Annotated in this window: 14 protein-coding genes and 7 pseudogenes; 7 read left to right on the forward strand and 14 right to left on the reverse strand. The window is 66.4% G+C overall.

The annotated features are described in order from the left end of the window. Positions 1-206: 206 nt before the first annotated feature. The 3 genes and pseudogenes from NHF48_RS13535 to NHF48_RS13545 all read right to left on the reverse strand — a co-directional run bounded on the left by NHF48_RS13535 (position 207) and on the right by NHF48_RS13545 (position 4040). Positions 207-1922 carry a heparinase II/III family protein gene (locus tag NHF48_RS13535; RefSeq protein WP_253072431.1) on the reverse strand — a complete coding sequence of 572 codons (1716 nt, stop codon included), beginning with the start codon at positions 1920-1922 and terminating at the stop codon, positions 207-209. A 21-nt stretch (positions 1923-1943) separates the two neighbouring features. Further along, a pseudogene (rpe, locus tag NHF48_RS13540) lies at positions 1944-2597 on the reverse strand (ribulose-phosphate 3-epimerase); the annotation flags it as partial. Positions 2598-2761: 164 nt separating this feature from the next. Beyond that, positions 2762-4040: pseudogene (locus NHF48_RS13545) on the reverse strand (RsmB/NOP family class I SAM-dependent RNA methyltransferase). A 106-nt stretch (positions 4041-4146) separates the two neighbouring features. Here NHF48_RS13545 and NHF48_RS13550 point away from each other — a divergent pair. Then, entirely contained in the window at positions 4147-4305 is a 159-nt protein-coding gene (locus NHF48_RS13550) for a DUF1674 domain-containing protein (RefSeq protein ID WP_082441494.1), read from the forward strand. Positions 4306-4326: 21 nt separating this feature from the next. Here NHF48_RS13550 and NHF48_RS13555 read toward each other — a convergent pair whose 3' ends face one another. Beyond that, on the reverse strand, positions 4327-4740 hold the full coding sequence (locus NHF48_RS13555) for an acyl-CoA thioesterase (RefSeq protein ID WP_253071404.1): 414 nt from the start codon (positions 4738-4740) through the stop codon (positions 4327-4329). A 181-nt stretch (positions 4741-4921) separates the two neighbouring features. On the opposite strand from NHF48_RS13555, the pseudogene clpB reads away from it, so the two are divergent. Then, a pseudogene (clpB, locus tag NHF48_RS13560) lies at positions 4922-7503 on the forward strand (ATP-dependent chaperone ClpB). A 74-nt stretch (positions 7504-7577) separates the two neighbouring features. Here clpB and NHF48_RS13565 read toward each other — a convergent pair. The 3 genes and pseudogenes from NHF48_RS13565 to NHF48_RS13575 all read right to left on the reverse strand — a co-directional run. Next, positions 7578-8558, reverse strand: coding sequence for a TonB-dependent receptor domain-containing protein (locus NHF48_RS13565; RefSeq protein WP_253071405.1), 981 nt, complete (start codon positions 8556-8558; stop codon positions 7578-7580). A 52-nt stretch (positions 8559-8610) separates the two neighbouring features. Further along, positions 8611-8715 (reverse strand): annotated as a pseudogene (locus NHF48_RS13570) (hypothetical protein); the annotation flags it as partial. Positions 8716-10150: 1435 nt separating this feature from the next. Continuing rightward, a pseudogene (locus NHF48_RS13575) lies at positions 10151-10675 on the reverse strand (TonB-dependent receptor plug domain-containing protein); the annotation flags it as partial. A gap of 314 nt (positions 10676-10989) precedes the next feature. Here NHF48_RS13575 and NHF48_RS13580 point away from each other — a divergent pair. Continuing rightward, positions 10990-11472: a hypothetical protein gene (locus tag NHF48_RS13580; RefSeq protein ID WP_263816896.1), complete on the forward strand. Its 483-nt coding sequence runs from the start codon at positions 10990-10992 to the stop codon at positions 11470-11472. An 11-nt stretch (positions 11473-11483) separates the two neighbouring features. Here NHF48_RS13580 and NHF48_RS13585 read toward each other — a convergent pair. The 3 genes and pseudogenes from NHF48_RS13585 to xseA form a co-directional block, all read right to left on the reverse strand. Next, a pseudogene (locus NHF48_RS13585) lies at positions 11484-12327 on the reverse strand (M23 family metallopeptidase). Then, on the reverse strand, positions 12324-12524 hold the full coding sequence (locus tag NHF48_RS13590; RefSeq protein ID WP_253071407.1) for a DUF2093 domain-containing protein: 201 nt from the start codon (positions 12522-12524) through the stop codon (positions 12324-12326). Before NHF48_RS13590 ends, NHF48_RS13585 begins: the two are co-directional and overlap by 4 nt. A gap of 13 nt (positions 12525-12537) precedes the next feature. Then, a complete protein-coding gene (xseA, locus tag NHF48_RS13595) occupies positions 12538-13965 on the reverse strand; it encodes an exodeoxyribonuclease VII large subunit (RefSeq protein WP_253071408.1) in 1428 nt (475 codons plus the stop codon). Here xseA and purD point away from each other — a divergent pair. The 3 genes from purD (at position 13964) to NHF48_RS13610 (ending at position 17465) form a co-directional block, all read left to right on the forward strand. Continuing rightward, on the forward strand, positions 13964-15226 hold the full coding sequence (purD, locus tag NHF48_RS13600) for a phosphoribosylamine--glycine ligase (RefSeq protein WP_253071409.1): 1263 nt from the start codon (positions 13964-13966) through the stop codon (positions 15224-15226). The two genes, xseA and purD, sit on opposite strands and share 2 nt — an antisense overlap. Before the next feature lie 197 nt (positions 15227-15423). Continuing rightward, entirely contained in the window at positions 15424-16191 is a 768-nt protein-coding gene (locus NHF48_RS13605; RefSeq protein WP_253072529.1) for a hypothetical protein, read from the forward strand. A 170-nt stretch (positions 16192-16361) separates the two neighbouring features. After that, positions 16362-17465: an MlaA family lipoprotein gene (locus NHF48_RS13610; RefSeq protein WP_253071410.1), complete on the forward strand. Its 1104-nt coding sequence runs from the start codon at positions 16362-16364 to the stop codon at positions 17463-17465. 398 nt (positions 17466-17863) lie between these two features. Here the strand turns inward: NHF48_RS13610 and NHF48_RS13615 are convergent, their stop codons facing one another. Beyond that, positions 17864-19165 carry a hemolysin family protein gene (locus NHF48_RS13615; protein WP_253071411.1) on the reverse strand — a complete coding sequence of 434 codons (1302 nt, stop codon included), beginning with the start codon at positions 19163-19165 and terminating at the stop codon, positions 17864-17866. A 195-nt stretch (positions 19166-19360) separates the two neighbouring features. On the opposite strand from NHF48_RS13615, the gene NHF48_RS13625 reads away from it, so the two are divergent. Next, positions 19361-20035, forward strand: coding sequence for an OmpA family protein (locus NHF48_RS13625; RefSeq protein ID WP_120300741.1), 675 nt, complete (start codon positions 19361-19363; stop codon positions 20033-20035). Between the two features lie 138 nt (positions 20036-20173). On the opposite strand, the gene NHF48_RS13630 is transcribed toward NHF48_RS13625, so the two are convergent. The 3 genes and pseudogenes from NHF48_RS13630 to gltB all read right to left on the reverse strand — a co-directional run bounded on the left by NHF48_RS13630 (position 20174) and on the right by gltB (position 25930). Next, the gene (locus tag NHF48_RS13630; protein WP_253071412.1) at positions 20174-20521 is read right to left on the reverse strand and encodes a tRNA-binding protein; all 348 of its coding nucleotides are present in this window, start codon (positions 20519-20521) and stop codon (positions 20174-20176) included. Further along, entirely contained in the window at positions 20508-21182 is a 675-nt protein-coding gene (locus NHF48_RS13635) for a glutathione S-transferase family protein (RefSeq protein ID WP_056054264.1), read from the reverse strand. Before NHF48_RS13635 ends, NHF48_RS13630 begins: the two co-directional genes overlap by 14 nt. 242 nt (positions 21183-21424) lie before the next feature. Next, positions 21425-25930, reverse strand: a pseudogene (gene gltB / locus NHF48_RS13640) (glutamate synthase large subunit). Between the last annotated feature and the right edge of the window lie 8 nt (positions 25931-25938).

Below are 25938 nucleotides of genomic sequence, written 5' to 3' on the forward strand. Positions count from 1 at the left end.
GCGGTGCCTTAGCGTTGGTTGCCGTTGGGGAACAGGGGGCGTGCGGGTGACTCCCCCCCGTCCACCATTTCCCGTCATCCTGACGAAAGTCAGGATCCAGAGCCACGAAGGTGGTCGTTTGGTATCCTGGGTCCTGACTTTCGTCAGGATGACGGAAGTGCGTTGGTTGGCGTGGTTCTTCGCGCTGCGTCTGGGCAGACGTTGGGTCAGGCCTTCTTAAGCGCCCAACTCACACTCGCGCCGCCGGCCGCGGCTTCGCCCGTGATCATCAGCTGCTGCGTCGCGACCGGCCGGCCGTCGGCGTCGATCCAGACGCTGTCCTCGACGACCAGCGCGCCGCCGCGGCAGCGAAATTGCCATAGGGGACCGCCTGGGAGGCGGAGGATCGCGCCCAGGCCATCCGCGGTGGGGGAGACTTGCACGCCCTCCCCCAGGTGGAAGCGGATCGCGAACAACGACAATCCCGCGCGGCGCTTGCGGCCTTGCGGCAACAGCGCGTCCTCGCCGCGGAGTTCGCGGCCGTCGCCGGTGAGCATCAGCTGGCGGCGGTGGAGGAAGCCCCAGCGACGGACATAGCCGTCGTGGCTCGCCTCGATCCGGCTGGCGGCCTCCGATTCCTGGCGGCTGAGCTCGACTTCGCCGACGCCGCGGCCGAGCGTGCCGTCGGTGAGGATCGCGGTCGAATTGCTGTCGGCGATCGTCAGCGTGGAATGGGCGGCAGTCGAGCGCAGGCCTTCGACCATCGCGAGGGGGAGTTGGGCGATGCCCGCACGGGCGCCGCCGCAATTGACGACGATCCGCGCGGGGCCATCGGAGAATTCGAACGCGAGCGTCGAGGCGCAGCCGCCTTCGACGAGGCGCGCGATCGGCGGCGGGGCAGCGTCGACGATCAGCACCGCGGTGCCGGCGGCGAGCCGTTGATAGCCCCAGTCGCGCGCCTGGCGGAGGGGGCGGGTGCGGACGCCGCTGGCCTCGATGACCGCGGCGACCTGCGTTTCGCTGGCCGGGCCGCCGCCCTGCCAGCTCGACAGGCCACGATCGGCGTGCGCTACGCCGAGCAGGGCCGCGACCATCCGCGTGAGCGTGACCGCCACCGTCTCGGGGAGTTCGAGACCGCGGGCGACGTAGCTTTCCTGGAGCAGGGTGAGCAGCTGAATCGAATCGAGCAGCATCGCCGGGCTGCGCGAGACCGAGCCGCCATCGTCGAACAGGCCGGTGCCGAGCGCGCGGAGCAGGCCGGCCTCACCGAACGCCTGCCTTGGTTCTCCGCCGGGGATTAGCAGCCCGGCCGCGACGACTCCGCACCACGCGGCGATGCGGGGGGCGCCGGCGGGAGCCTTGTCGGCACTGCGATCGAGGTGGAGTGCGCCCTTTGCGAGCGCGTTGAGCACCTTCGAGCGGTAGATCTGGTCGGAGGACGACAGGATCAGCGGCGCGTGCGCGGTCCAGGCGAGGATGCGGCGGCCCCACATGTCCGGGCGCCACGCGATCCCGCCCTGCGTATCGGCATGCGCGGTCAGCCAGAGCCCCATGAGGTATTCGGCGATCGGAGCGCCCCGCGCGCGCGTCGCGACGGTCGACAGGTCGCGTAGCCACGCGAAACTGTGGAGGTATTCTGCGAACGGTTTGGGCAGCGGTTTCGAAAGATCGAGCGTCTCGATATCGCGCGCTTCGCCGCGGAACGAGAGGACGCCTTCGAGCAGCATCGTGCCGCGCGGAATGTCGCCGAGGATGGGATCGTCGGGGACCGCGATCAGCTTCAGCGGGTAGCGGCCTTTGAGGCGGAGCGTGTGGAGCGGGGTGCGCCACGTCAGGCGGTGGAAGCGCTCGGCCAGGCGGTCGGCGAGCGACAGCCCCTTGTCGCCGCCGAGACGGATCAGGCGGCGGCCTTCGTCGATCCCGTCGGGGGCGGGATCGGTCACAAGATCACGCGAACCGTTCACCCCCCGCAACGCAGCGATGTTGGCGGCATAATGATCGGGACCGCCGCGGAACACCGAGGTGCCAGCGACCAGCGCGTCGGCACCGGCCTCGATGCAGCGCTTCGCCCATTCCGCATCGACGCCGCCATCGACTTCAAGATCGATCGCGCGGCCGCTCTTTTCGATCATCGTGCGGATCGCCGAGATCTTCTTGAGCTGGCTGGGGATGAAGCTCTGGCCGCCGAAGCCGGGGTTGACGCTCATCACCAGCACGAGGTCGACCATGTCCATGAGGTAGTCGAGCATCTTCGCGGGCGTGCCGGGGCAGATCACCACGCCCGCGCGCTTGCCGAGACTCTTGATGTGCTGGAGCGAGCGATGGATGTGCGGGCCCGCCTCGTAATGCACGGTGATGCAGTCGGCGCCGGCCTCCGCGAACGCGTCGAGATACGCGTCGACGGGGGAAATCATCAGGTGGACGTCGAACGGCTTGGTGGTGACGCCGCGGACCGACTTCATGACCGCGGGGCCGAACGAGATGTTGGGGACGAAATGCCCGTCCATTACGTCGATGTGGATCCAGTCGGCGCCGGCCGCGTCGATGGCGCGGACTTCCTCGCCGAGTTTGGCGAAGTCGGCGGAGAGGATCGAGGGGGCGATGCGGACGGGTTGCATGATTTTGTCCTAGCGCGGGATTTGCGTGGTGCGAAGGCCTAGCTTCTCGCCCCTCCCTGTAAGGGGAGGGGGTTGGGGTGGGTCGGTTTCCGCGTGGTCAGGCGGTAGTGGCTCGAGCCGGCCAACCCACCCCCGACCCCTCCCTTCCAGGGAGGGGGGAAGAGTTACGCGCGCTTCAATCGGGTGATGAAGAAGCCATCGCAGCCGCCTTGGTTGCCGAGCATGCCGGGGAGCGTGCGGATCGTGCCCGCCTCTGTCGGGGTGATCCCGGCGGGGAGTTCGGACTGGTCTACCGGGGCGATCGAATAGTCGCTGCGGGCCGCGAGGAACGCGTCGAGTTGCGCTTCGCCTTCCGACGGTTCGAGCGAGCAGGTGGCGTACACCAACGTGCCGCCGGGCTTTACCCAGTCCGCCGCCCGCGCGAAGATGCGCGCCTGCAACGCCGCGGTCTCGGCGATGATCGAGGGGCGGACGCGGTGGAGGACGTCGGGGTGGCGACGGAAGATGCCCGTCGCGCTGCACGGCGCGTCGATCAGGATCGCGTCGGCGGGCTCGGTCGGCGCCCATTCGAGGATGTCGGCGTTGACGACCTCGGCCTTCAGGTGCGTGCGGTAGAGATTCTCGCGCAGGCGCTTGATGCGGCTCTGCGAATTGTCGACCGAGGTGACGGTCCAGCCGGCGCTCGCGAGTTGCAGCGTCTTGCCGCCCGGCGCTGCGCAGAGATCGAGGACGTGGCCCTCCCCTTTCCCGAGCAACCGCGCGGGAAGCGAGGCGGCGATGTCCTGCACCCACCAGGCGCCGTCGCCGAAGCCGGCCATGTCGGGGACCGAATCATGGTCGCCGAGGCGGAGATGCCCGGGCATGAAACTTTCGCCGCCGAGTTTCTCGCGCCAGCCTTCGGTTTCGGACGGGTTGGCGATCGTCAGATCGAGCGGCGGCACCTGCGCGATCGCGCGGCCGGCGGCGTCGACCATCTCCTCGCCCCACGCGGCTTCCCAGCGCAGTTCGACCGGGGCCGGCAGCGTGGGCACCTCGGGGAGCAGCATGTTGGCGCGGAACAGCGTGCCGAACACACCGTGGACCAGCTTGCGCGGACCGCCATCGACCAGCGGCAACACCGTCGAGATCGCGGCGTGCGAGGGGGGTGCCGAGGATCAGCACCTGGACCAGCGCGATGCGGAGCGCCATGCGCGCCTTCGCATCGTCGGGCAGGTTCGTCTTGGTCACCGAATCGATCATCGCGTCGAGATCGGGGAGGCGACGGAGCGTCTCGGCGGCGATCGCGTGCGCCAGGCCGCGATCGGGGCCGTGGATTGCGCGCGTTGCAGCGGGGAGCGCGGATTCGAGCGACTCGCCGCGACGCAGGACGGCGTCGAGCAGGCGGAGTGCGGCGCGTCGGGTCGGGACGCCGAGCGGCTCGGGGGCGTGGGTATAGTCGGGCATATGAAGGTCCTTCGCGTTCGGTTTGTCGCGCGGCTGTTATGGCAAAGCGGCGCGGCAGGGCCCATGTGGCGGTTACGACGCCAACACGCAAATCCGGAGAGCCGCGATGGGCCAGCGCCCCGATCATCTGAAGCCGCCAGAATATCTTGCGAAGAATACGCCGGTCCCAAAACCCGAGGCGATCGTGCCCGACAAGGATCCCGAGCCGCGCGATCCGACGCGCTATGGCGATTGGGAGCTGAAGGGCATGGCGATCGATTTTTGAGAACCGATCGCCCGAGAGACGTCAGTCTTTGACCTCGGCCTTCGGGAAGAAATGCTCGACGACGCTGTTCGCCAGCCTCGACGGGCGCAGCGTCTCGGCATCGAGGCAGCACCAGCTGGACTTGACCTCGGCGAGCACGTCCTCGCCGCGCTTGATGATCGTCTCGTAGAACGCGCGCGCACCCTGGACCTTCTCGAGCAACACCGTCGCGATGACGTCGTCGTCGAGGAACGCAGGCTTGCGGTACGTGATCTCGTGCTTGAGCGCGACCCAGAGGTGCCCCGCCACAGCCTCCGCGGGCGCAAGGCGCTGCCAATGGTCGATCACCGCGGCCTGTACCCACTTCAGATAGTTCGCGTTGTTGACGTGACCCATAAAGTCGATGTCGGCCGGCTCGATGCCGATGGCGTAGGTATGGGGGAGCGCTGTGGACACGCGCTGCATATAGCATGCGAACCTGAACATAGCGATGACGGCGGCGCTTCGATACCGACAATAAACGCTATTCCGGATGCCTCGCGCTCGCCCTAGCATCCGACCTGCGCGCGCCTCTTGTGTTGCCCAAATACAACACCATCTTTCGGCCAACACCGAAACACTCCCACAGGAATTCGTCATGAACATCGACAAATTCACCGACCGCGCGAAGGGCTTCCTGCAATCCGCGCAGACCGTCGCGATCCGCATGAACCACCAGCGGATCGCCCCTGAGCATCTGTTGAAAGCGCTGCTGGAAGACGAGCAGGGCATGGCCGCCGGGCTGATCAAGGCGGCCGGTGGCGACGCCAAGCGTGCGACCTCGGAGACCGATCTTGCGCTAGCGAAGATCCCGGTCGTGTCTGGCTCGGGCGCGCAGACCACGCCGGGAATCGACAACGACGCGGTGCGGGTACTCGATCAGGCCGAGCAGATCGCGAGCAAGGCGGGCGACAGCTTCGTCACCGTCGAGCGGTTGCTGGTCGCGCTTGCGCTGTCGCTCAACACCGCGGCGGGCAAGGCCTTGAAGGCCGGTGGCGTCACGCCCGAGGGGCTCAACACCGCGATCAACGGCCTGAGGCAGGGCCGGTCCGCCGACACCGCGGGCGCCGAGGATCGCTATGACGCGCTCAAGAAGTTCGCGCGCGATCTCACCCAGGCTGCGCGCGACGGCAAGCTTGACCCCGTCATCGGTCGCGACGAGGAGATCCGTCGCACCATCCAGATCCTTGCGCGCCGCACGAAGAACAACCCTGCGCTGATCGGCGAACCCGGCGTCGGCAAGACCGCGATCGCCGAAGGGCTAGCCCTTCGCATCGCCAATGGCGACGTGCCCGATACGCTGAAGGATCGCCGGCTGATGTCGCTCGATCTCGGCTCGCTTATCGCGGGTGCCAAATATCGCGGTGAGTTCGAGGAGCGGCTGAAGGGCGTGCTCGACGAGGTGAAGGCCGCCGAGGGCGACATCATCCTGTTCATCGACGAGATGCACCAGCTGATCGGCGCGGGCAAATCCGAGGGCGCGATGGATGCCGGCAACCTGCTCAAGCCCGCCCTCGCGCGCGGCGAACTCCACTGCGTCGGCGCGACCACGCTCGACGAGTACCGCAAATATGTCGAGAAGGACCCCGCGTTGCAGCGGCGGTTCCAGCCGGTGATGGTCGGCGAACCGACCGTCGAGGACACCATCTCGATCCTGCGCGGACTGAAGGAGAAATATGAACTCCATCACGGCGTGCGGATCACCGACGGCGCGATCGTTGCCGCCTCGACGCTGTCCAACCGCTACATCACCGACCGCTTCCTCCCCGACAAGGCAATCGACCTGATGGACGAGGCGGCATCGCGAATCCGCATGGAGGTCGAATCGAAGCCCGAGGCGATCGAGAATCTCGACCGGCGGATCATCCAGCTCAAGATCGAGCGCGAGGCGTTGAAGCGTGAGACCGACGACTCGTCGGTCGACCGGCTCGACACGCTGGAGGGCGAACTCGTCAACCTGGAGGAGCAATCCGCCGAGCTGACGACGCGCTGGAAGGGCGAGAAGGACAAGATCAATGCCGAGGCTCGGCTGAAGGAACAGCTCGATGCCGCGCGGCTCGAGCTGGAGCAGGCGCAGCGCTCGGGCGATCTCGCCAAGGCGGGCGAGCTTTCCTACGGTACGATCCCGGGCTTGCAGCGCCAGCTCGACGAGGCGGCGGGGGCGACCAAGGGCGCGATGCTGCGCGAGGGAAGTGACCGCGGACGATATCGCGGGTGTGGTCAGCCGCTGGACCGGGATCCCGGTCGAGCGGATGCTGCAGGGCGAGCGCGACAAGCTGCTCGCGATGGAGGCGACGATCGGCAAGCGCGTGATCGGTCAGGCGCACGCGGTGAAGGCGGTGTCGACCGCGGTTCGCCGTGCGCGTGCGGGATTGCAGGACCCGAACCGGCCGCTCGGCTCGTTCCTGTTCCTTGGACCGACCGGGGTCGGCAAGACCGAGCTGACCAAGGCGCTGGCGGAGTTCCTGTTCGACGATCCCAGCGCGATGGTCCGCATCGACATGAGCGAGTTCATGGAGAAGCACGCGGTCGCGCGGCTGATCGGCGCGCCTCCGGGCTATGTCGGCTATGAGGAGGGCGGCGTGCTGACCGAGGCCGTGCGCAGGCGTCCGTACCAGGTGATCCTGTTCGACGAGGTCGAGAAGGCGCATGGCGACGTGTTCAACGTGCTGTTGCAGGTGCTCGACGACGGCCGGCTGACCGATGGTCAGGGGCGCACGGTGGATTTCAGCAACACGCTGATCATCCTGACGAGCAACCTCGGCAGCCAGTATCTGGCAAACATGGCGGAGGGCGACGACGTGTCGTCGGTCGAGCCGCAGGTGATGGAGATAGTCCGGTCGCACTTCCGGCCGGAGTTCCTCAACCGGCTCGACGAGGTGATCCTGTTCCACCGCCTCGGCCAGTCGCACATGGCACCGATCGTCGACATCCAGGTATCCCGTGTCGACAAGCTGCTGGCGGATCGCAAGATCGTCCTCGACCTAACCGATGCGGCGAGGGCTTGGCTCGGCCGGGTGGGCTACGATCCAGTGTACGGCGCACGCCCGTTGAAGCGCGCGGTCCAGCGCTACCTACAGGACCCGCTCGCCGACATGATTTTGCGCGGCGAGGTGAAGGGACGGCTCGACCGTGAAGGTCGACGAAGGCGATGGGAAGCTGGTGCTGCAAGTCGCCTGACACGCTCATCTTCGAACAAAAAAGGGGCGGCAGATCGATGATCTGCCGCCCCAATTTCGGTCCCGAAGGATCGATTACATATCGATGGTCAGACCAACGAACAGATAGCGACCCGCGCCTTCGAAGATGCCAGGATAGGTGTTGCCGTTACCGAACGAGCCGATCGGCGTTGCCGTCGAGCTGAGGATCGGAGGCGACTTGTCGAACACGTTGTTCGCGCCGGCCCGGAAGGTGAACTTATCCTCAACCCGCACTGTGGCAGCCAGGTCGAAATAGCTCTGCGCCTTGATGCTCGCATCCAGCGGGAAGAAGCTGTTCGCAAGATCGGCATTGCTGCTGGTATTCTCGAACTTCGTCTTCGAGAGATAGCGCCAGTTGCCGGAGAGGCCCACGCCGCTCGGCGCGGTATAGGTCAGACGCACACTGTGGCGCCACTTGGACTGCGGATACCCGCACTGCGCACCGAAATAACCCGCGCAATCGAACTTGGCGCCAGCCTTATCCGACTCGAACTTGTCGGTGTAGGTACCGTTAGCGGCGAGCGCGAAGGTACCGATATTGGTCGTCCGCAGTGTGTAGCCGAGCGACGCATCGATGCCCTGGGTCGTCAACGAACCGGCGTTGACGTTGGTATCGACGATAAAGCCGCGGGTGGTCTGGTAGAGCGACCCGTTAGCATCGCGATTGATCGCACCGCACAGCGCGGCGTCGCCAGTCTGAAGACACTGGTTGATGATGGTATCGGCACCGATGACACCGATGATGTCCTTCACCTTGATCCGGAACGCGTCCACCGATGCGGTGAAGCCCGGGAGGAACGTTGGCTGGATGATCACGCCGGCCGTGAACGTGTCGGCCTTCTCGGGCTTCAGGTTCGGGTTGCCGCCGATCAGGCCGTTATACTGATCGGAACTGTTGACATCGATGCCGCCAAACTGGGCTGCGGTGACGCCGGTGAGGGCACATTGCGCCGCGGTGTTGCCGTTGACGAGGCCGCCGACGGCAGGACCCGCGCAGGGGATCGGTAGCGCCGTCGATCTGCACCGACTGGCCAACGAACAGCTCCTGCACGTTAGGCGCACGCACCGCGCGGTTGTACCCGCCACGGAAGCGGATGTCGCGGACCGGCGCCCAGACCAGTTCGCCCTTGTATGAGGTGACCGAACCGGCGGTGCTGTAGTCCGAGTAGCGGAAACCACCGTTGACCGTCAGCTCTTGGAAGAATGGGCGATCGCTGACGAGCGGAACCTGGAGTTCGGCGAAGGCCTCCCTTCACGTTGTAGCCGCCGCTGATCGGCAGGGTAGGGCCGCCCTGGCCGGCGAGATCGCCCGTCTGGAACGCCTGATCCACCTCGAGCGACAGCGACTCTTCGCGATATTCGGCACCGACGTTCAGCGCGATGCCCTCGGAGGCGAACGGCGACTGCACACCGTATTCGCTGCCCTTGAAGGTCAGCGAGCCGCTGACGATCTTCTCCTTGGTCTGGCCCTGTTGGAAGCCGCTCTGCTGCACATAGGCGAGGGCTTCCGGCGTGATCCGAGCCGCACCGAAGATGTTGAGCGGAACGCACGTCGGGTCCGAGCCGTCAACGACCGACCGGCAGGTGGGAACACCGCCGGGGCCCGCGATCACGTCGAGCGCGCGGGTCGTCTTGGTGATCGAGAACTCGTTGCGATATACCTCGTTGAAGATGGTGCTGCCGAACTGACCATAGACGTCATACGAGACACCCTTACCGATATCGCCCCGCGCACCGGCCAGGATGCGATACGAAGTGTGGCGCAGATCGGCCTGACGTCCGCCACCTTCGACGTTGCGACGCCCAATGTTGACGGCAGCGCGATTGTAGGTGCTGCCGTCAGGATTCAGGAATACCGCCGCCGGTACACCCGTAGTCCCTGCCACTGTGCCGGCGTCGGTCAGCAGGTTCGTCGCACGGCAGAAGGAAGCGACCTGGGCCGCGGACAGCAACGGGTTGTTGCAGTTGAGCGTGGTCGTGTTGCTGAAGTCGCCCGATGGCGCGATCTGCGCCACGGTGCGATCGTCCATGAACATGAATTCGGCATACGGCTTGAAGGCGCTGCTAACTTCGTAGTTGGCAAGGAAGCCGGCGGTGTAACGCTTGTCCGGACGCTGATAATAATTCAGCGGATTGGCGTTGTAGAGCGACTGACCGGATATTAAGTTACCAGCGCTGTCCAGCGTCAGGTTGCGCGGCAGGCCATCACGCGCCTGAAGCGTGAAATTGGCGGGGAAGCCAGTGCCTGATCCGCCGCAAACATATTCATTGCCGGCAGCAGGCACGTTCAGCCCGCACGAGCTATAATCGCGGTCACCCTGCAAGATCGCGCCGATCTTACGATACCCCATATAGCCGACGACATGGCCGCGGCCGTCGCTGGTACCGGCGCCGACTTTCAGGTTGATGTCAAATTGCGTACCGTCGAAGGCCTGACCACTCGGGGCGGGAAAACCCTTGGCGGCCGACAGCGACTGGAAGCGCTTGCTGCGGTTGTTGTGGTTGTAGATTCCGCCGGTCGTGTCGAGGCTGACGCCTTCATACTGGTCGTCGAGGACGAAGTTGACCACGCCGCCGACAGCGTCCGAACCATAGACCGAGGAGGCACCACCGGTCAGCACGTCGACGCGCTTGATCAGCGACGCCGGAATCACGTTAAGATCCGCGGCCGAGCTGGTCGAGACGGGATCGCCCGGCATCAGGCGGCGACCATTCACCAGCACCAGCGTGCGCTGATCGCCAAGGTTGCGCAGGTTCGCCGTGGCAGTGCCGTTCGAACCATTCGAGACCGACGAGCTCTGCGACGCGAAAGCCTGCGGCAGGCTGTTCAGCACGTCCTCGATGCGGCTGGAACCGCGCAGCTTGATCTCGGCTGCGTTAACGACGGTGATCGGGCTGGCCGACGTCAGGTTCGGATTCGAAATACGCGACCCGGTGACGACGATGTCACCGCTGCCAGCCGTACCGGCAGCAGCTGGGTCCTGGCTGGGCGTGTTGGACAGCGCCGGCGTGGTCGATGCTGCAGCGTCGTCACTCGTCGCGCCCTGCGGCGCGGGTGCCGGGGTGGTCTGCGCGTAGGCGGGCAATGCAATCGCAGCACCCGCGATCATCGTCGATGCGAGCAGGCAGTCCCGAAACATATGGTTTCGCATGGTTGGTCTATCCCTTTTATATCGGCGAACGTTTCCGGCCGATACGATCTATTGTGCGGTCGCCCGACCGCAGCTGACGACGATCTCGCAAGTCAGAGGTGCCTTGTCCAAAAGAAAATTACGGGATCGCCACCACTCGTCGCATTACGACAGTTATGTTACCCAATGGCCACAATTTCGGGACGATGCCGTAACGGCATGCTGCACGTGATGGACTTGCCGCTCTGGCCGGCGCTGCCTATTCCGACGCTTCTCGCTAACGAGGTAGGACGCTCATGCGGATCACGGTTCTGGCAATTTCAACCTCGTTGATCATGGCGCAGTATCCTGCGGCCGCGGCGTCCAAGCCGCGTAGGGCGGAGCGGTCCCCGCTGCTGGTTGCCGTCACGCAATGCCGCACCGTGACCGAACCGTTGGCGCGGCTGGCCTGCTTCGATCACTCGGTGGCGGCGCTGGATACCGCGGAAGCCGATCAAGCGGTCGTCGTCATCGACCAGCAACAAGTTCGCGAAACGCGCCGAAATCTGTTCGGGATAACGCTGCCCGATACCGGCTTGTTCGGCAACGGCAACGACCTGCCGCAGATCGAGACGACTCTCACCGGTGCGTCGGTGGATGGCGCCGGCCGATGGAGTTTCCAGTTGGCCGATGGCGCGCGATGGATCCAGACGGATGATTACACGATCGCGCGGCGTCCACGGGCAAACGATAAAGTCGTCATCAAGCGCGGTGCCTTAGGGAGTTTCAAGCTAAGCGTCGGCGGCCAGCCGGGTGTGAAGGCGAAACGGCTGAACTGAGCGCTCGTCACCTACGGTCGCATCACGCCCGCCACCAGCATCGGGTCGAGCTTGGCGTCGCGCCATCGTAGCGCCCAGTGGAGATGGGGACCGGTGGCGCGGCCGGTCATGCCGACGGCGCCGATCGGTTGGCCTTGGCGGACGTGATCGCCGGGTTTCACGTCGATGCGGGATAGGTGAAGGAACGCGCTGTTGAGGCCCATGCCGTGGTCGAGCATCAGGAGATTTCCCTCGAGCGTGAAGGGGTGGTCCGCCGCGAGGATCACGACGCCGTCGGCGGGAGCGGTGACGATCGCGCCGGTTGGCTTGGCGATGTCGGTGCCTGAATGATAGCTGCCGGGGTCGCCCTTGTAGATGCGTTGCGCGCCGAACAGGCCGGAGATGCGGCCTGTTGCCGGCCATGCGAAGGCCTGGCGCCAGCCTTGGGCGTCGGTAGTGCGCGCGCGGGCGGCGACGATCTGGGCGAGTTCGGGCGGACGCAGTTTGGCGAAGACCGGGTCGGGCGTGGGGAATTTCGGGAGCGTGTCGAGGCGCTCGATCCGCCAGGCTCTAGGCGCAATCGTCAGCGGCTGGGTAATGGTGCGTCCGTCGGCGAGGGTAGCGGTCAGTATCGCCTGCGGCCCCGCGTCGCGGTCGAAACCGGCGATGAAGCGGCCATCGGGGGGATAGCGCGACCGGCTTGCCGTCGAGCATGAGCGTGCGCGTACCAGCAGGGGCGGTGCCTAGGATCAGTCCGCCTTGGCTGAGCGTGCCGGTCCAGCGGAAGGCGGACTGGAGCGCGGTATTCGAGGACGGTGTTTGCTGGGCGGCGGCACCGGATCCAGCCAGCAGGACGAGCACCGCCGCGCGGATCATCGTGGCGCCATCGCTTCGCTGGCGCCGGCGGCGGTGGCGTAGGCTTCCTGGCGCGCGACGCTCCAATAGCGCAGGTCTTCGAGCGCGATGCGGTGGCCGGTGGCGGCGCAGGCGACGTGATCGCCGGGGCTGAGCACGCGGAAACCGTTGGCCATATAGTGCAGCCGCGCGGCGCGGTCGGAGTTGGACATCAGCATTGCGGGTCTTCTTTTATAGCAAGGTGGGCTGGCGTGGCGGCGCGTCGGGCGCGGGCTTCGCCTTGGGGGCAGCATAGGTTTTGGCGGCGGGGCGCTCAAGGCCGGTGTCCGTCACCGCGTCGACCACACCGTCGCGGAAGTGGAGCGTGAGCGTCCCCGCGTCGCGCGCCGACTTGGCCGAGGCGAGCGTCTCGCCGCCGGGCCGGGCGGTAACGCGGGCATAGCCGCGGTCGAGGATCGCGTCGGGGTTGAGCGACTGGACCAGACGCCACGTCGCATCGAGCTGCGCGCGCTTGGCTTCGAGTTTGCGCTCCAAAGTGGCAGGTCGGAGCGCTGCGCCCGAACGATCGAGACTGCCGCGCGCTAGCGTCAAGCGGCGCTCAAGGCCGCGGTCGAGCCGCTGGCCGAAGTCGTCGGCGCGCTGGCGTTGAGGTCCAAGCAACTGGTCGCGCTTCGGGAGCAGACGCGCCAGTGCGTCGAGCCGCTCGCGCCCGCGCTCGACATGACGCCGCGCACACCGCTCGGTGCGGTTGCGGTGGCTGTCGATCGTCAGACGCAGGTCGGCGAGTACCGGCACCGCGATTTCGGCGGCGGCGGTCGGCGTCGGCGCGCGCAGGTCGGCGGCGAAATCGCACAAGGTGGTGTCGGTCTCGTGCCCGACCGCGGAGATGATCGGGATCGTGCAGGCGGCGACCGCGCGGACGACGATTTCCTCGTTGAACGACCACAAATCCTCGACCGAACCGCCGCCGCGCGCGACGATGACAAGGTCGGGGCGCGGCACCGGGCCGCCGGGGACTATCGCGTCGAACCTGCGGACGGCGGCGGCGATTTCGGCGGCGGAACCCTCGCCCTGCACCTTCACCGGCCAGACGATCACGTGCGTCGGGCAGCGATCCTCCAGGCGGTGCAGGATGTCGCGGATCACCGCGCCGGTGCCCGAGGTGACGACGCCGATCACCTTCGGCATGAACGGCAGGCGCTTCTTCCGCGTGCCGTCGAACAGCCCCTCGCTGGCGAGCTTCGCCTTCAGTTTCTCGAGCAGCGCCATCAAGGCGCCCGCGCCCGCCAGCTCCATGCGCTCGATGACGATCTGGTATTTCGAGCGGCCGGGATAGGTGGTGAGCTTGCCGGTCGCGATCACCTCGATGCCGTCCTGCGGCACGAAGGCGAGGCTCGACGCATTGCCCTTCCAGATGACGCCGTCGATCACCGCCTGATCGTCCTTGAGCGACATGTAGCAATGCCCGGAGGCGACGCGTTTCCAGCCCGAGATCTCGCCGCGCAGGCGGACATGGCCGAATTCGCCCTCGACCATCCGCTTAAGCTTGAACGCGAGTTCGCCGACCGACATGGCGAGTGCGTTGTCGCCGGCGACCGGCTCGGCTACCAGCCGCCCCATGTCACTGGATACGACGTCATCGGAAAAGGGATCGGGCATGAACGTCCTGCTGCTGGGCTCGGGGGGTCGCGAACATGCGCTCGCGTGGAAGCTGGTGCAATCTCGCGGCCTCGATACGCTGTATGCCGCGCCGGGCAACCCCGGGATCGCGCGCGTTGCGACGCTCGTGCCGCTCGATGCGACGGATCATAGCGCGGTGGTGGCGTTCGTCCGCGAGCATGAGGTCGGGCTGGTCGTGATCGGACCCGAGGCGCCGCTGGTCGACGGACTGGCGGACAGTTGCCGCGCGGCGGACATCCCCGTGTTCGGGCCGTCGAAGGCGGCGGCGCAGTTGGAGGGGTCGAAGGGCTTCACCAAGGATCTGTGCCTGCGCGCCGGCATCCCGACCGCGGGCTATGTCCGCGTGAAGAGCCGCGAAGAGGCGGATATCGCGCTTGCCCGCACCTTCTCGCTGCCGGTGGTCATCAAGGCGGACGGGCTCGCCGCGGGCAAGGGCGTCGTCATCGCGTTCAGCGCGGCCGAAGCCGATGCCGCGCTCGACGCGCTGTTCGCCGACGGGGAAGCCGAGGCGGTGATCGAGGAATTCCTGGAGGGTGAAGAGGCGAGCCTCTTCGTGCTGACCGACGGCGTGTCGCTGATGCCGTTCGGCTCCGCGCAGGATCACAAGCGCGTCGGCGAGGGCGATACCGGGCCGAATACCGGCGGGATGGGCGCGTACAGCCCTGCCCTCGTCCTCACGCCTGCGCTGGAGAAGCGCGCGATCGATGAGATCGTCGCGCCGACCGTGGCGGCCATGGCGGCGGAGGGCATGCCGTTCTCGGGCGTGCTGTACGCCGGACTGATGCTGACGCCGCAGGGGCCGAAGCTGATCGAGTATAATGCGCGGTTCGGCGATCCCGAGACGCAGGTGCTGATGATGCGCTTCCAGGGGGACCTGCTCGCGACGATGCTGGCGACCGCAGAGGGGCGGCTCGGCGAGATGCCTGCGGCGCAGTTCAGCGACGAAACCGCGCTGACAGTGGTAATGGCGGCGGAGGGGTATCCGGGAACGCCCAAGGCTGGCGGCGCGATCGTCGGGCTGGATTCCGCACGGGCCGCGGGCGGCACGGTGTTCCAGGCAGGCACGCGGCTTGAGGACGGTGGGTTAGTCGCGTCCGGCGGGCGCGTTCTTGCGGTGACGGCGACCGGCGATACCGTCGCAACGGCGCAGGCGAACGCGTATCGCGCGGTCGAGGCGATCGATTTCGCGGAAGGCTTTTACCGTCGCGACATCGGCTGGCGGGAAATCGCGCGCGGGTGATGCACGCCTGATCCTCCCCCGCCAGGGGGAGGTGGCTGGCTCTTGCCAGACGGAGGGGGAGGTGGGCGACAACCGCTGTTCCGTGTCCTCCCCCTCCGTCACCTGCGGCGACACCTCCCCTGACGGGGGAGGATCAGACAAGTCAACCTGGCCAATTAGGTCTCGCCGCCTTTCGCGCGCATCGCTACGGTATGGGAATGAACGAAACTTCCGCGACCTCCACTTCCGGCCTGAGCCTGTTGCCCGATGGCATCGCCACGCTGACGGCGATCCACTTCACGATCATCGCCGTCGTCGCGATCCTGGTCCTGATCGGGCTGATCTGGGGTATCAGGGCGAAACGCAGCCGCACGAAGGCGACGCGCGACGTGATCGCACACGCCAAGGAGGCCGGTGTTACCCCTGAGCCTATCGCGGAAGAACGTAACGACGAAAAGCGCCGTAGTGAGCAGTCCCAGTCGCAAACGCGGACCGTTACGCCCGCACCTGCCCCGGTGGCGCCTGCTCCAACACCCGAACCGAAGCCCGTCGCGGCGCCGGTCGAGCCTGCGCCAAACCCGATTGCGTCCCCACCGGCGGTCGCACCGCTCGCCCCCCAGGTCGATAGCGCGAGCACTTCCGACCGGTTGAACGACGAACCGATCGCCGCCGCATCGCCGATGGAGGCGAGCCCGGCGGCCGAGGCGATGGCGCCGGTCGAACCGTCTGCGCCCGCGCCGTCCTATGCCGACGGGCCCGTGACGCAATTGAAGGGGCTCGGGCCGAAGGTCGCGGCGCAGCTTGGCGCGCTCGGCGTCTCGACGGTCGGCGAGATGGCGGCGCTGTCGGATAGCGAGGCGCAGCGCATCGACGCGCAGCTCGGCAACTTCACCGGCCGGATGGGCCGCGATCGCTGGATCGAGCAGGCGCGGTTGCTCGCGGCTGGCGACAAGGCCGGCTTCGAGGCGGTGTTCGGCAAGCTCTGAGCGACGCCTTCGCGCGAGACGTCTCAGGCCGGGATCGCGGTGCGATCGGTTAACCGCGATCCGCACGCGTAGATGACGATTGGCTCTATGCTCCACGCGCGCCGACGGGCATGTCAGGCGCGTCGCATCTCGATGTAGGAGAGCGGCCGATAACAGGGCGATGAGTGCACATGCTGGTAACGATGAGCGCAATGCTGTTGACGGCTGCCCCCGTTCACGTGACGGCCGCGCCGATAGCGTTGCCCGGCGTCAGTGCGAGCGTGGCGCTGCCCGGCGCGGTAGTCTCGCCGTTCGCCGGTGATTTCCAGCCAGTTACGGCGATGGCGGTTTCGCCGATTGCTCTGGCCGCATCGCTTCCGGCGATCGAGATTTTCGCCCAGGGGCTCCCGACGCAGGACATTCCGCCGGTCGGTCCCGCCCCGCTGGGGACTCCGCCCGTCCAGCGGACGCCCAACGACATAATCGTCACTGGCCGCAAGGAAACCGCGGGCGATCCGCTGCGCGCGGTCAACGCCGAATCGTTCGCGGTGACGCAGAAGGTCGACGACGCGGTGATCGGCCCGGTCGCGCGGACCTACAAGAAGACCGTGCCGAGTCCCATTCGACGCGGCATCCACAATTTCCTCTACAATCTGCGCGAGCCGATCGTCTTCCTGAACTTCCTGCTCCAGTTCAAGCCGGGCAAGGCAGCGGAGACGGTCGGACGGTTCGCGATCAACACGACGATCGGCGTGGCGGGCGTGCTCGACGTCGCCAAGAAGAAGCCGTTCCACCTGCCGCGGCGGTCGAACGGCTTCGCCAACACGCTTGGCTATTACGGAGTCAAGAACGGTGCGTTCCTGTTCCTGCCGCTGGTAGGGCCGACGACGATCCGCGATCTGCTCGGCGGTGTGATCGATCGCCTGATCCTGCCGGTCGCCATTGGCCATCCATTCACCAGCACGTCATACACGGTGCCGGCGGGGATCCTCGGGGCGCTCGATCACCGGTCGGAATTCGACCAGACGCTGAAGGACCTGCACGACAACTCGCCGGATCCGTATGCGGCGACGCGATCGTTCTATCTCAACCGGCGGCAGGCGGAGATCGACCACCTCCACGGGCGGGTCGAGGGCGATCCGGCGGGGATGTCGGGGCCACCGCCGAGCGTGGTGCCGTTCGTGCCGAGCGATCTGGAGCCTGGGGCTAGGCCGGTTTCGGATGTGCCGATGGAGGCTCCGGTGGTCGCGACGCCGGCGGTTGATGCGACGCCCGCGGCCGAAACCGGTCAGTAGAAGGGACGGAGCCGAATCCTCGCCCGTCGCCCTCCCCTCCCCGCGACCTCTTCGTTCGTGCTGAGTAGAGACCGAGTAGCTCCGTCAGGAGCGTATCGAGGGCTCGTATCGAAGCATGGGTCCCGCGCGCCACCCTGTCCTTCGATACGCCGCTTCGACAAGCTCAGCAGCTACTCGGGACGAACGGATTGCGGGGTCAGCGGGCCTTCCGTAAGCGAGGCAAGCAAGCAACTTAACCCCGAGTACCACCCCGGCGGAGGCCGGGGCCCAATTGGGGGGACATCGTAAACTAGGGTAGCGCTTCGTTACTGCGGCCTTGCCAATTGGGCCCCGGCCTTCGCCGGGGTGGTGCAGAACGGAGACGCCTTGTTCGACCTTACGCGCGCCACCGCAAGCGCTCAGACTTGGCTCACCAACAACTTGTCGATGCGGCGGCCGTCGAGGTCGACGATCTCGAACTTCCAGCCCTGCTCGACGAAGCTCTCGCCCTCGCCCGGCAGGTGGCGGAACACCGACAGTGCGAGGCCGGCGACCGTCGCGTAATCCCGGTCCTCGGGTAGGTCGATACCGAGGCGATCGGCAAGCGAGTCCGCCGCCATCGTCCCTGCCACGAGCAGTGAACCGTCGTCGCGCACCACGACAGACGGCGCATCGTCCGGATCGGAGTCCGACTTGAACTCGCCGGCAATCGCCGCGAGCAGATCGGCCGGCGTAACGATGCCCTCGAAATGACCGTATTCGTCGTGGATCAGCGCCATCGGCACTTCGGCTTCGCGGAGCGCCAGCAGCGCGTCCATCGCGTCGATCTGGTCGATCACCACCGGCGCTTTCCGCATCAGCGCGCGCAGGTCGATCGGCTCGCCGCGGAACAGGGCCGCGGCGATGTCGCGCGCCTGGACGACGCCCTTGACCGCGTCGATCGAGCCTTCGCCGACCGGCAGGCGAGTGTGCTGCGATGCAAGCAGCGTCTCGCGGATCTCGTCGGGGCCCCAGTCGCAGTCGAGCCAGTCGATCTCGGTACGCGGCGTCATCACTTCGCGCACCGGGCGATCCGCGAGGCGGACGACGCCCGAGATGATCGAGCGCTCATGCTCTTCGATGATCCCCGACTTCGACGCCTCGGCGACGATCATGTGGAGCTCTTCGGCGGTGACGTGCTCTTCCGATTCGCGGTTCAGGCGAAGCGCGCGGAAGATCAGCGCGCTGGTCGAATCGAGCACCCAGACGATCGGTGCGGTGCCGATCGCGAGCCAGCGCATCACCGGCGCCATGAACGACGCGATCGCCTCGGGCGCACGCAGCGCGAACTGCTTGGGGACGAGTTCGCCGATGATCAGCGACGCGTAGGTGGTGAGACCGATGACAATCGCGAACCCGGCGGTTTCCGCGGTCGAGGCGGACAGGCCCCAGGCCTGCAACCGCGCGGCGGTCGGCATGCCGAGGCTGGAGCCCGAATAGGCACCCGCGAGGATGCCGATCAGCGTGATGCCGATCTGGACGGTCGAGAGGAACTTGCCCGGGTCGGCGGCGAGCACGAGTGCGGCGCGCGCGCCCTTCTTGCCCGAGCGCGCCATCGCCTCGAGCCGCGCTTTCCGCGCGGAGACGATCGCGAGTTCGCTCATCGCGAACACGCCGTTCAACGCGACGAGCGCGAGGATGATCGCAACGTCGATCCAGGGGAAGGGGGGAAGCGGTGCCATTGGCTCGGCGTCTCTTTGCAGGACAACGGTCCGTCGCACAACCGTCCTTACGTACTGGCTTGCGCATACTCGACATCGGAACGCGAAGATGGTCAGGCTCGGTTCAGTGCGCAGGCGGAACAATCGTCGCGACACCGGGTTATCGGGCGTATCGGGCACGAAGCCGTCATTCGTCATGCCTCAGGGAGATTATCTATGAAAACCAAGATGTTCGCAGGCGCTGCAATCGCCGCACTGATCGCCACCAGCGGCTGCACCACCGATCCGGAGACAGGTCGCCAGACGATTTCGAAGACCGCATTGGGCGGTATCGGCGGCGCGCTGGGTGGCTATCTGCTCGGCGACGTGGTCGGTGGTCGTCACGACCGGACCGAGAAGCTGCTCGGCGCGGGCATCGGCGGTCTCGCGGGTGCGGGCATCGGCGCGTACATGGACAAGCAGGAGCGCGATCTGCGCGCGCGTACCGCGGGCACTGATGTGCAGGTGATCCGTCAGGGCGACGATCTGGTGCTCAACATCCCGTCGGGCATCACCTTCGCGTATGACAGCGCCAACGTGCAGCCGCAGTTCCAGCGGACCCTGGACCAAGTCGCGGATACGCTGTCGCAGTACAACCAGACGTACATCGACGTGTACGGCCATACAGATTCGACCGGCAGCGATGCGTACAACCAGACGCTGTCGGAGCGTCGTGCGCGGTCGGTCGCGGATTATCTGGCAGGCCACGGCGTGCAGACTGCGCGTATCGGTACGCGCGGCTACGGCGAAACGCAGCCGATCGCGTCAAACGATACCGATGCGGGCCGGGCGGCGAACCGTCGCGTCGAGGTGAAGATCGTGCCGATCACGCAGAACGACCTGCGCCAGTAAGCTGGGCCTATCGAGGGTATTCTCCCCTCGCCTACCGTTCCCCCGCGAAAGCGGGGGTCCAGGAGCCAAGAGCGTTACGACTGGTACCCTGGGCTCCCGCCTTCGCGGGAGAACGGAGTTAGGCGGTGACCGGACGGTTCAAAACAGCCTCCCGCCGTTCGGGACGTGTCCGGTCGGCGAGATCAGCACCACTTTCCCATCCGCATCGGGAAAGCCGAGCGTCAGGACTTCGGACATCATCGGACCGATCTGACGCGGCGGGAAGTTGACGACTGCCGCAACCTGCCGCCCAACGAGCGTCTCCGGCGTATAATGCTCGGTGATCTGCGCGGACGAGCGCTTCACGCCGATCTCCGCACCAAAATCGATCCGCAGCTTGATCGCGGGTTTGCGTGCTTCGAGAAACGGTTCCGCTTCGACGATCGTGCCGACGCGGATGTCGACCTTCTCGAAGTCCGCGAACGTGATCACCTCAGAAATCGACATTGTCGTAGTGCGCCGGAGGTGAGATCAGCTCCATCCGTTCGGACAGCAGCGGGCGGAAGCTCGGGCGGCTCTTGAACCCGCGATACCAGCGTGCGGTCTGGTCGTGGCCCTTCCAGTCGATCCCGCCGAGATAATCGGTCACCGAGATCTGCGCCGCCGCCGCGAGATCGGCGAGGCTCATCGTCGCGCCGCCGAGCCAGTTCCGGTGATCGAGCAGGTAATCCATGTAATCGAGATGCCCGACCGCGGCCTTCATCGCCTCGCGCAGGCCCTTCGCGTCGGGCGCGGTGCGGTGCGCGAGGCGCTTGACCATGCGTTCGTGGAGCAGCGGCCCGGTGACGTCGCGGTAGAAATGGGTGTCGAACCACGTGACCAGCCGGCGGATCTCGGCGCGGTTGGTCGCGGTACCGTTGATCATCGCCGCCTTCTCGACGGTCTCCTCGAAGAATTCGCAGATCGCCATCGAATCGATCAGCGGGGCGACGCCGCGCGACGCGTCGACCATCACCGGCGTCTGGCCGGCGGGGTTCATGTCCATGAACTCGTCGCGGCGATCCCAGGGCGATTCGCGGACCAGTTCGTAGCCGACCCCCTTCTCGCCCAGCAGCAGGCGCACCTTTCGCGAGAAGGGACACAGGGGGAATTGATAAAGCTGCCACATGCCATCCGTTTAGGCGGTGGGGGGCGGCTGTGTCACTAGCGCGGGTTGGCGCCGCGAAGATTTGGTTCACGCGGAGGCGCGGAGACGCGGAGGTGTTGCGTTCGCAGCGAGCGAAGCTCCTCTCTCATCGATCGCAATCGGAGAAAAGCGGAGCGAATTTTAGCTCCGCGTCTCCGCGTCTCCGCGTGAACCCCTCTAACTTGCACCCCCGGCGGGCGCCGGGGTGGTGCGAGGGCTTGGGCTTATTCCGCTGCGACCAGTTCTGCGCTGTCGTCCAGTGGGTGCGACAAGCGCGTCAGCATTTCCTTCGGCACGATCTGCCAGAAATGGGAAGCCACGCGGTCCCAATCTTCCAGCAGTCCCTTCGACCATTTGCTGTCGGTGTGGTCAGCATGATCGCGGACCAGGTCGAGCAGCACGTCGGCCCAGTGGAGCGACTTCACGCGGTCCCAGGTGATGTTCTCCGGGTTCGCGCGCTTCGCGAACACGCCGTCGGGGTCGTAGACGAACGCCATTCCGCCGGTCATGCCCGCGCCGAAGTTCGCGCCGACCGCGCCGAGCACGACTGCGATGCCGTTGGTCATGTACTCGCACCCGTTCGCGCCGCAGCCTTCGACGACGACGATCGCGCCCGAGTTGCGGACCGCGAAACGCTCGCCCGCCTGCCCCGCCGCGAACAGCCGGCCCGAGGTCGCGCCGTAGAGCACGGTGTTGCCGATGATCGTGTTGTCCTGCGACGCCAGTGGCGAACTCACCGCCGGCCGGACGATGATCGTGCCGCCCGAGAGCCCCTTGCCGACGTAATCGTTCAGAATCGCCGAACACTTCGAGCGTGATGCCCTTGCACAGAAATGCGCCGAGCGACTGGCCCGCCGACCCGCGCAGACGGATCGTCACGTGGTTGTCCGCCAGCGTCGACATCCCGAACTTCCGCGTGATCTCGCTCGACAACCGCGTCCCGACCGCGCGGTGCGTGTTGCGCACCGAATAGGTCAGCTGCATCTTCTCGCCGCGCGAGAACACCGCGGACGCATCCTTGATGATCTGCGCGTCGAGGCTGTCGGGGACTTCGTTGCGGAAGGTCGAGAGCGAGAACCGGCGCTGCGAATCGTCAGCATCGACCTTCGCCAGGATCGGGTTGAGATCGAGATCGTCGAGATGCTCCGCGCCGCGGCTGACCTGCCGCAGCAGCTCGGTGCGGCCGATCACGTCGTCGAGGCTCTTCATGCCGAGCCGCGCGAGGATGTCGCGGACTTCCTCGGCGATGAACGTCATCAGGTTGATCACCTTCTCGGGCGTGCCGACGAACTTCTGGCGGAGCGCATCGTTCTGCGTGCAGATGCCGACCGGACACGTGTTCGAATGGCATTGCCGCACCATGATGCAGCCCATCGCGACCAGCGACAGCGTGCCGATCCCGAACTCCTCCGCCCCCCAGGATCGCGGCGATGACGATGTCGCGCCCGGTCTTCAGCCCGCCATCGGTGCGCAACCGCACGCGACCGCGCAGGCCGTTGAGCGTCAGCACTTGGTTGACCTCCGACAGGCCCATTTCCCACGGCGTGCCGGCATATTTGATCGAGGTCTGCGGCGACGCGCCAGTGCCGCCGACATGGCCGGCGATCAGGATCACGTCGGCATGCGCCTTCGCCACACCCGCCGCGACCGTGCCGATACCCGCGGACGAGACGAGCTTCACGCACACGCGGGCGCGCGGATTGATCTGCTTCAGGTCGTAGATAAGCTGCGCCAGATCCTCGATCGAGTAGATGTCGTGATGCGGCGGCGGCGAGATCAGCGTCACGCCGGGCGTCGCATGCCGCAGCTTGGCGATGAACTCGGTGACCTTGAAGCCGGGCAACTGGCCGCCCTCGCCGGGCTTGGCCCCCTGCGCGACCTTGACCTCGATCTCCTCGCACGCGTTCAGATATTCCGCCGTCACGCCGAAGCGCCCGCTCGCGACCTGCTTGATCGACGAGTTGGCATTGTCGCCGTTCGCGTACGGCACGAAGCGAGACTTGTCCTCGCCGCCCTCGCCCGAGACGGCCTTGGCGCCGATCCGGTTCATGGCGATCGCAAGCGTCTCGTGTGCTTCCGGCGACAATGCACCGAGCGACATGCCGGGGGTGACGAAGCGTTTGCGGATCTCGGTGATCGCCTCGACCTGGTCGACCGGAACGCCTTCCGCGGGGAAGTTGAACTGGAGCAGATCGCGCAGATACACCGGCGGCAGGTCGGACACGCCGCGCGAGAATTGCAGGTAGCTCGTATAGCTGTCGGTCGCGACCGCGGTCTGGAGCAGATGCATCAGTTGCGCGGAATAGGCGTGCGTCTCGCCGGTGTGGCGCTGGCGATAGAAGCCGCCGATCGGCAGCGTCGCGACGGCCGGGTCGAATGCGGCTTCGTGTCGGTCGGTCGCGTTGACGTGGAGCGAGGCATAGCCCTCGCCGCTGATCTTGGCGGGCATGCCGGGGAACAGGTCATTCACGAGACTGCGCGACAGGCCGACCGCCTCGAAATTATAGCCGCCGCGGTAGGACGAGATGACCGCGATGCCCATCTTCGACATGATCTTGAGCAGCCCCTCCTCGACCGCGACGCGGTGGCGGCGGAGGCATTCGGCGAGGTCGAGATCACCGAACAACCCGCGCGACTGGCGATCGACGATCGCGGCTTCGGCGAGATAGGCGTTCACGGTGGTCGCGCCGACGCCGATCAGCACGGCGTAATAATGCGTGTCGAGGCATTCGGCGGTGCGGACGTTGATCGACGCGTAGGAGCGAAGCCCACGGCGGACCAGATGCGTGTGGACGGCAGCTACGGCCAAAACGCCAGCGATGCCGACACGGTCTTCGCTGATCGCCTCGTCGGTGAGGAAGATCTCGCTCTTGCCCTGGCGCACCGCCTGTTCGGCTTCGTTGCGGATCCGCTGAATCGCCGCGCGCAGCTTTTCCGGGCCGCCGCCGACGTCGAACGTGCAGTCGATCTCGGCAACCGCATTGCCGAAATGCGCCTTCAACCGCGACCAATGTTCGCCCGTCAGCACCGGCGAGATCGAGCACGAGGACGCGCTCGCGCTGGTCGCGGACGTCGAGGATGTTGGCGAGATTGCCGAACCGCGTCTTCAGCGACATCACGTGCCGCTCGCGCAATGGATCGATCGGCGGGTTCGTCACCTGCGAGAAGTTCTGGCGGAAGAACTGGCTGATCAGCCGCGGCTTGTCCGAGATGACCGCGAGCGGCGTATCGTCTCCCATCGACCCGATCGCTTCCTTCGCGGATTCGACCATCGGCGACAGGATCAGCTCCATGTCCTCCATCGTCTGGCCCGCGGCGACCTGACGGCGCGCCAGTTCGGGACGGTCGTAACGCACTACCGCGTCCTCGACCGAGGGCAGGTCGGCGAGCGTGTGGAATTCGCCGATCATCGCGGCGTAATCCGCCTCGCCCGAGATGCGATCCTTCACTTCGCGGTCCTGGAGCAGGCGACCTTCGTCTAGGTCGACCGCGATCATCTCGCCCGGCCCGAGCCGGCCCTTGGCGACGATCGTCGACTCGGGGACGATGACCATACCGCTCTCGGAGCCGACGATCAGCAGACCGTCCGAGGTCAGCGTATAGCGGAGCGGACGCAGCGCGTTGCGGTCCATGCCCGCGACCGCCCAGCGGCCATCGGTCATCGCCAGCGCGGCGGGGCCGTCCCATGGCTCCATTACGCTCGCGAGATACTGGTACATCGCGGTATGCTCGGGCGGCATGTCCGGACTCGCGGCTTCGGGGACCAGCATCAGCTTAGCGGTCGGGGCGTCGCGGCCCGAGCGGCAGATCGCCTCGAACACGGCGTCGAGCGCGGCGGTGTCGGACGCGCCGGCGGGGATCACCGGCTTGATATCCTCCGAATTGTCGCCGAACGCGAGGCTCGCCATGCGGATCTCGTGTGACAACATCCAGTTCTTGTTGCCGCGGATCGTGTTGATCTCGCCGTTATGCGCGAGGCAGCGGAACGGTTGCGCCAGCCACCATTGTGGGAAGGTGTTGGTCGAATAGCGCTGATGGAAGATCGCGACGCGGCTTTCGAAGCGCTGGTCGCACAGGTCCGGGTAGAAGACCGACAGCGATTCGGCGAGGAACAGCCCCTTGTAGATGATCGAGCGGCACGACAGCGAACAGATGTAGAAGCCCTGGATCTGCGCCGCGATCACCCGCTTCTCGATCCGGCGGCGAACGAGGTACAGCGTCTTCTCGAACTCGGCGGCGTCCTGCTCTTCGGGCAAGGGCCCGGCGATCATGATCTGCTCGATCTCGGGGCGCGTCGCCTGCGCCTTCTGGCCGATCACCGACACGTCGACCGGCACCTGGCGCCAGCCATAGATGGTGTACCCCGCCTCGATGATCGCGCTCTCGACGATTGTCCGGCAATCTTCCTGCGCGCCAAGATCGGTGCGCGGGAGGAAGATCATGCCGACCGCGAGACGGTTCGGCCGGACCTTGTGCCCCGAAGCTGCGACCGCGTCGTCGAAGAAGCGCAGCGGCAGGTCGATGTGAAGACCTGCGCCATCACCGGTCTTGCCGTCCGCGTCGACCGCGCCACGGTGCCACACCGCTTTCAACGCATCGACCGCGGACTGCACGACGCGTCGCGACGCGCGGCCATCGGTGGCGGCGACGAGGCCCACGCCGCACGCATCGCCCTCAAATTCGGGGCGGTACATGCCGTGCTCGGCGAGACGGGCGCGTTGATCGATCATCGGGGAAC

Source organism: Sphingomonas sp. H160509 (genome assembly GCF_024124765.2).
Classification (GTDB): domain Bacteria; phylum Pseudomonadota; class Alphaproteobacteria; order Sphingomonadales; family Sphingomonadaceae; genus Sphingomonas.

Bases quoted from the DNA above. Each gene is read 5' to 3' on its own strand.
- NHF48_RS13550 (WP_082441494.1), top strand. From the start codon at position 4,147: ATGGGCCAGCGCCCCGATCATCTGAAGCCGCCAGAATATCTTGCGAAG.
- NHF48_RS13580 (WP_263816896.1), top strand. From the start codon at position 10,990: ATGGCGCAGTATCCTGCGGCCGCGGCGTCCAAGCCGCGTAGGGCGGAG.
- NHF48_RS13590 (WP_253071407.1), bottom strand. From the start codon at position 12,524: ATGCTGATGTCCAACTCCGACCGCGCCGCGCGGCTGCACTATATGGCC.
- purD (WP_253071409.1), top strand. From the start codon at position 13,964: ATGAACGTCCTGCTGCTGGGCTCGGGGGGTCGCGAACATGCGCTCGCG.
- xseA (WP_253071408.1), bottom strand. From the start codon at position 13,965: ATGCCCGATCCCTTTTCCGATGACGTCGTATCCAGTGACATGGGGCGG.
- NHF48_RS13605 (WP_253072529.1), top strand. From the start codon at position 15,424: ATGAACGAAACTTCCGCGACCTCCACTTCCGGCCTGAGCCTGTTGCCC.
- NHF48_RS13610 (WP_253071410.1), top strand. From the start codon at position 16,362: ATGCTGGTAACGATGAGCGCAATGCTGTTGACGGCTGCCCCCGTTCAC.
- NHF48_RS13615 (WP_253071411.1), bottom strand. From the start codon at position 19,165: ATGGCACCGCTTCCCCCCTTCCCCTGGATCGACGTTGCGATCATCCTC.
- NHF48_RS13625 (WP_120300741.1), top strand. From the start codon at position 19,361: ATGAAAACCAAGATGTTCGCAGGCGCTGCAATCGCCGCACTGATCGCC.
- NHF48_RS13630 (WP_253071412.1), bottom strand. From the start codon at position 20,521: ATGTCGATTTCTGAGGTGATCACGTTCGCGGACTTCGAGAAGGTCGAC.
- NHF48_RS13635 (WP_056054264.1), bottom strand. From the start codon at position 21,182: ATGTGGCAGCTTTATCAATTCCCCCTGTGTCCCTTCTCGCGAAAGGTG.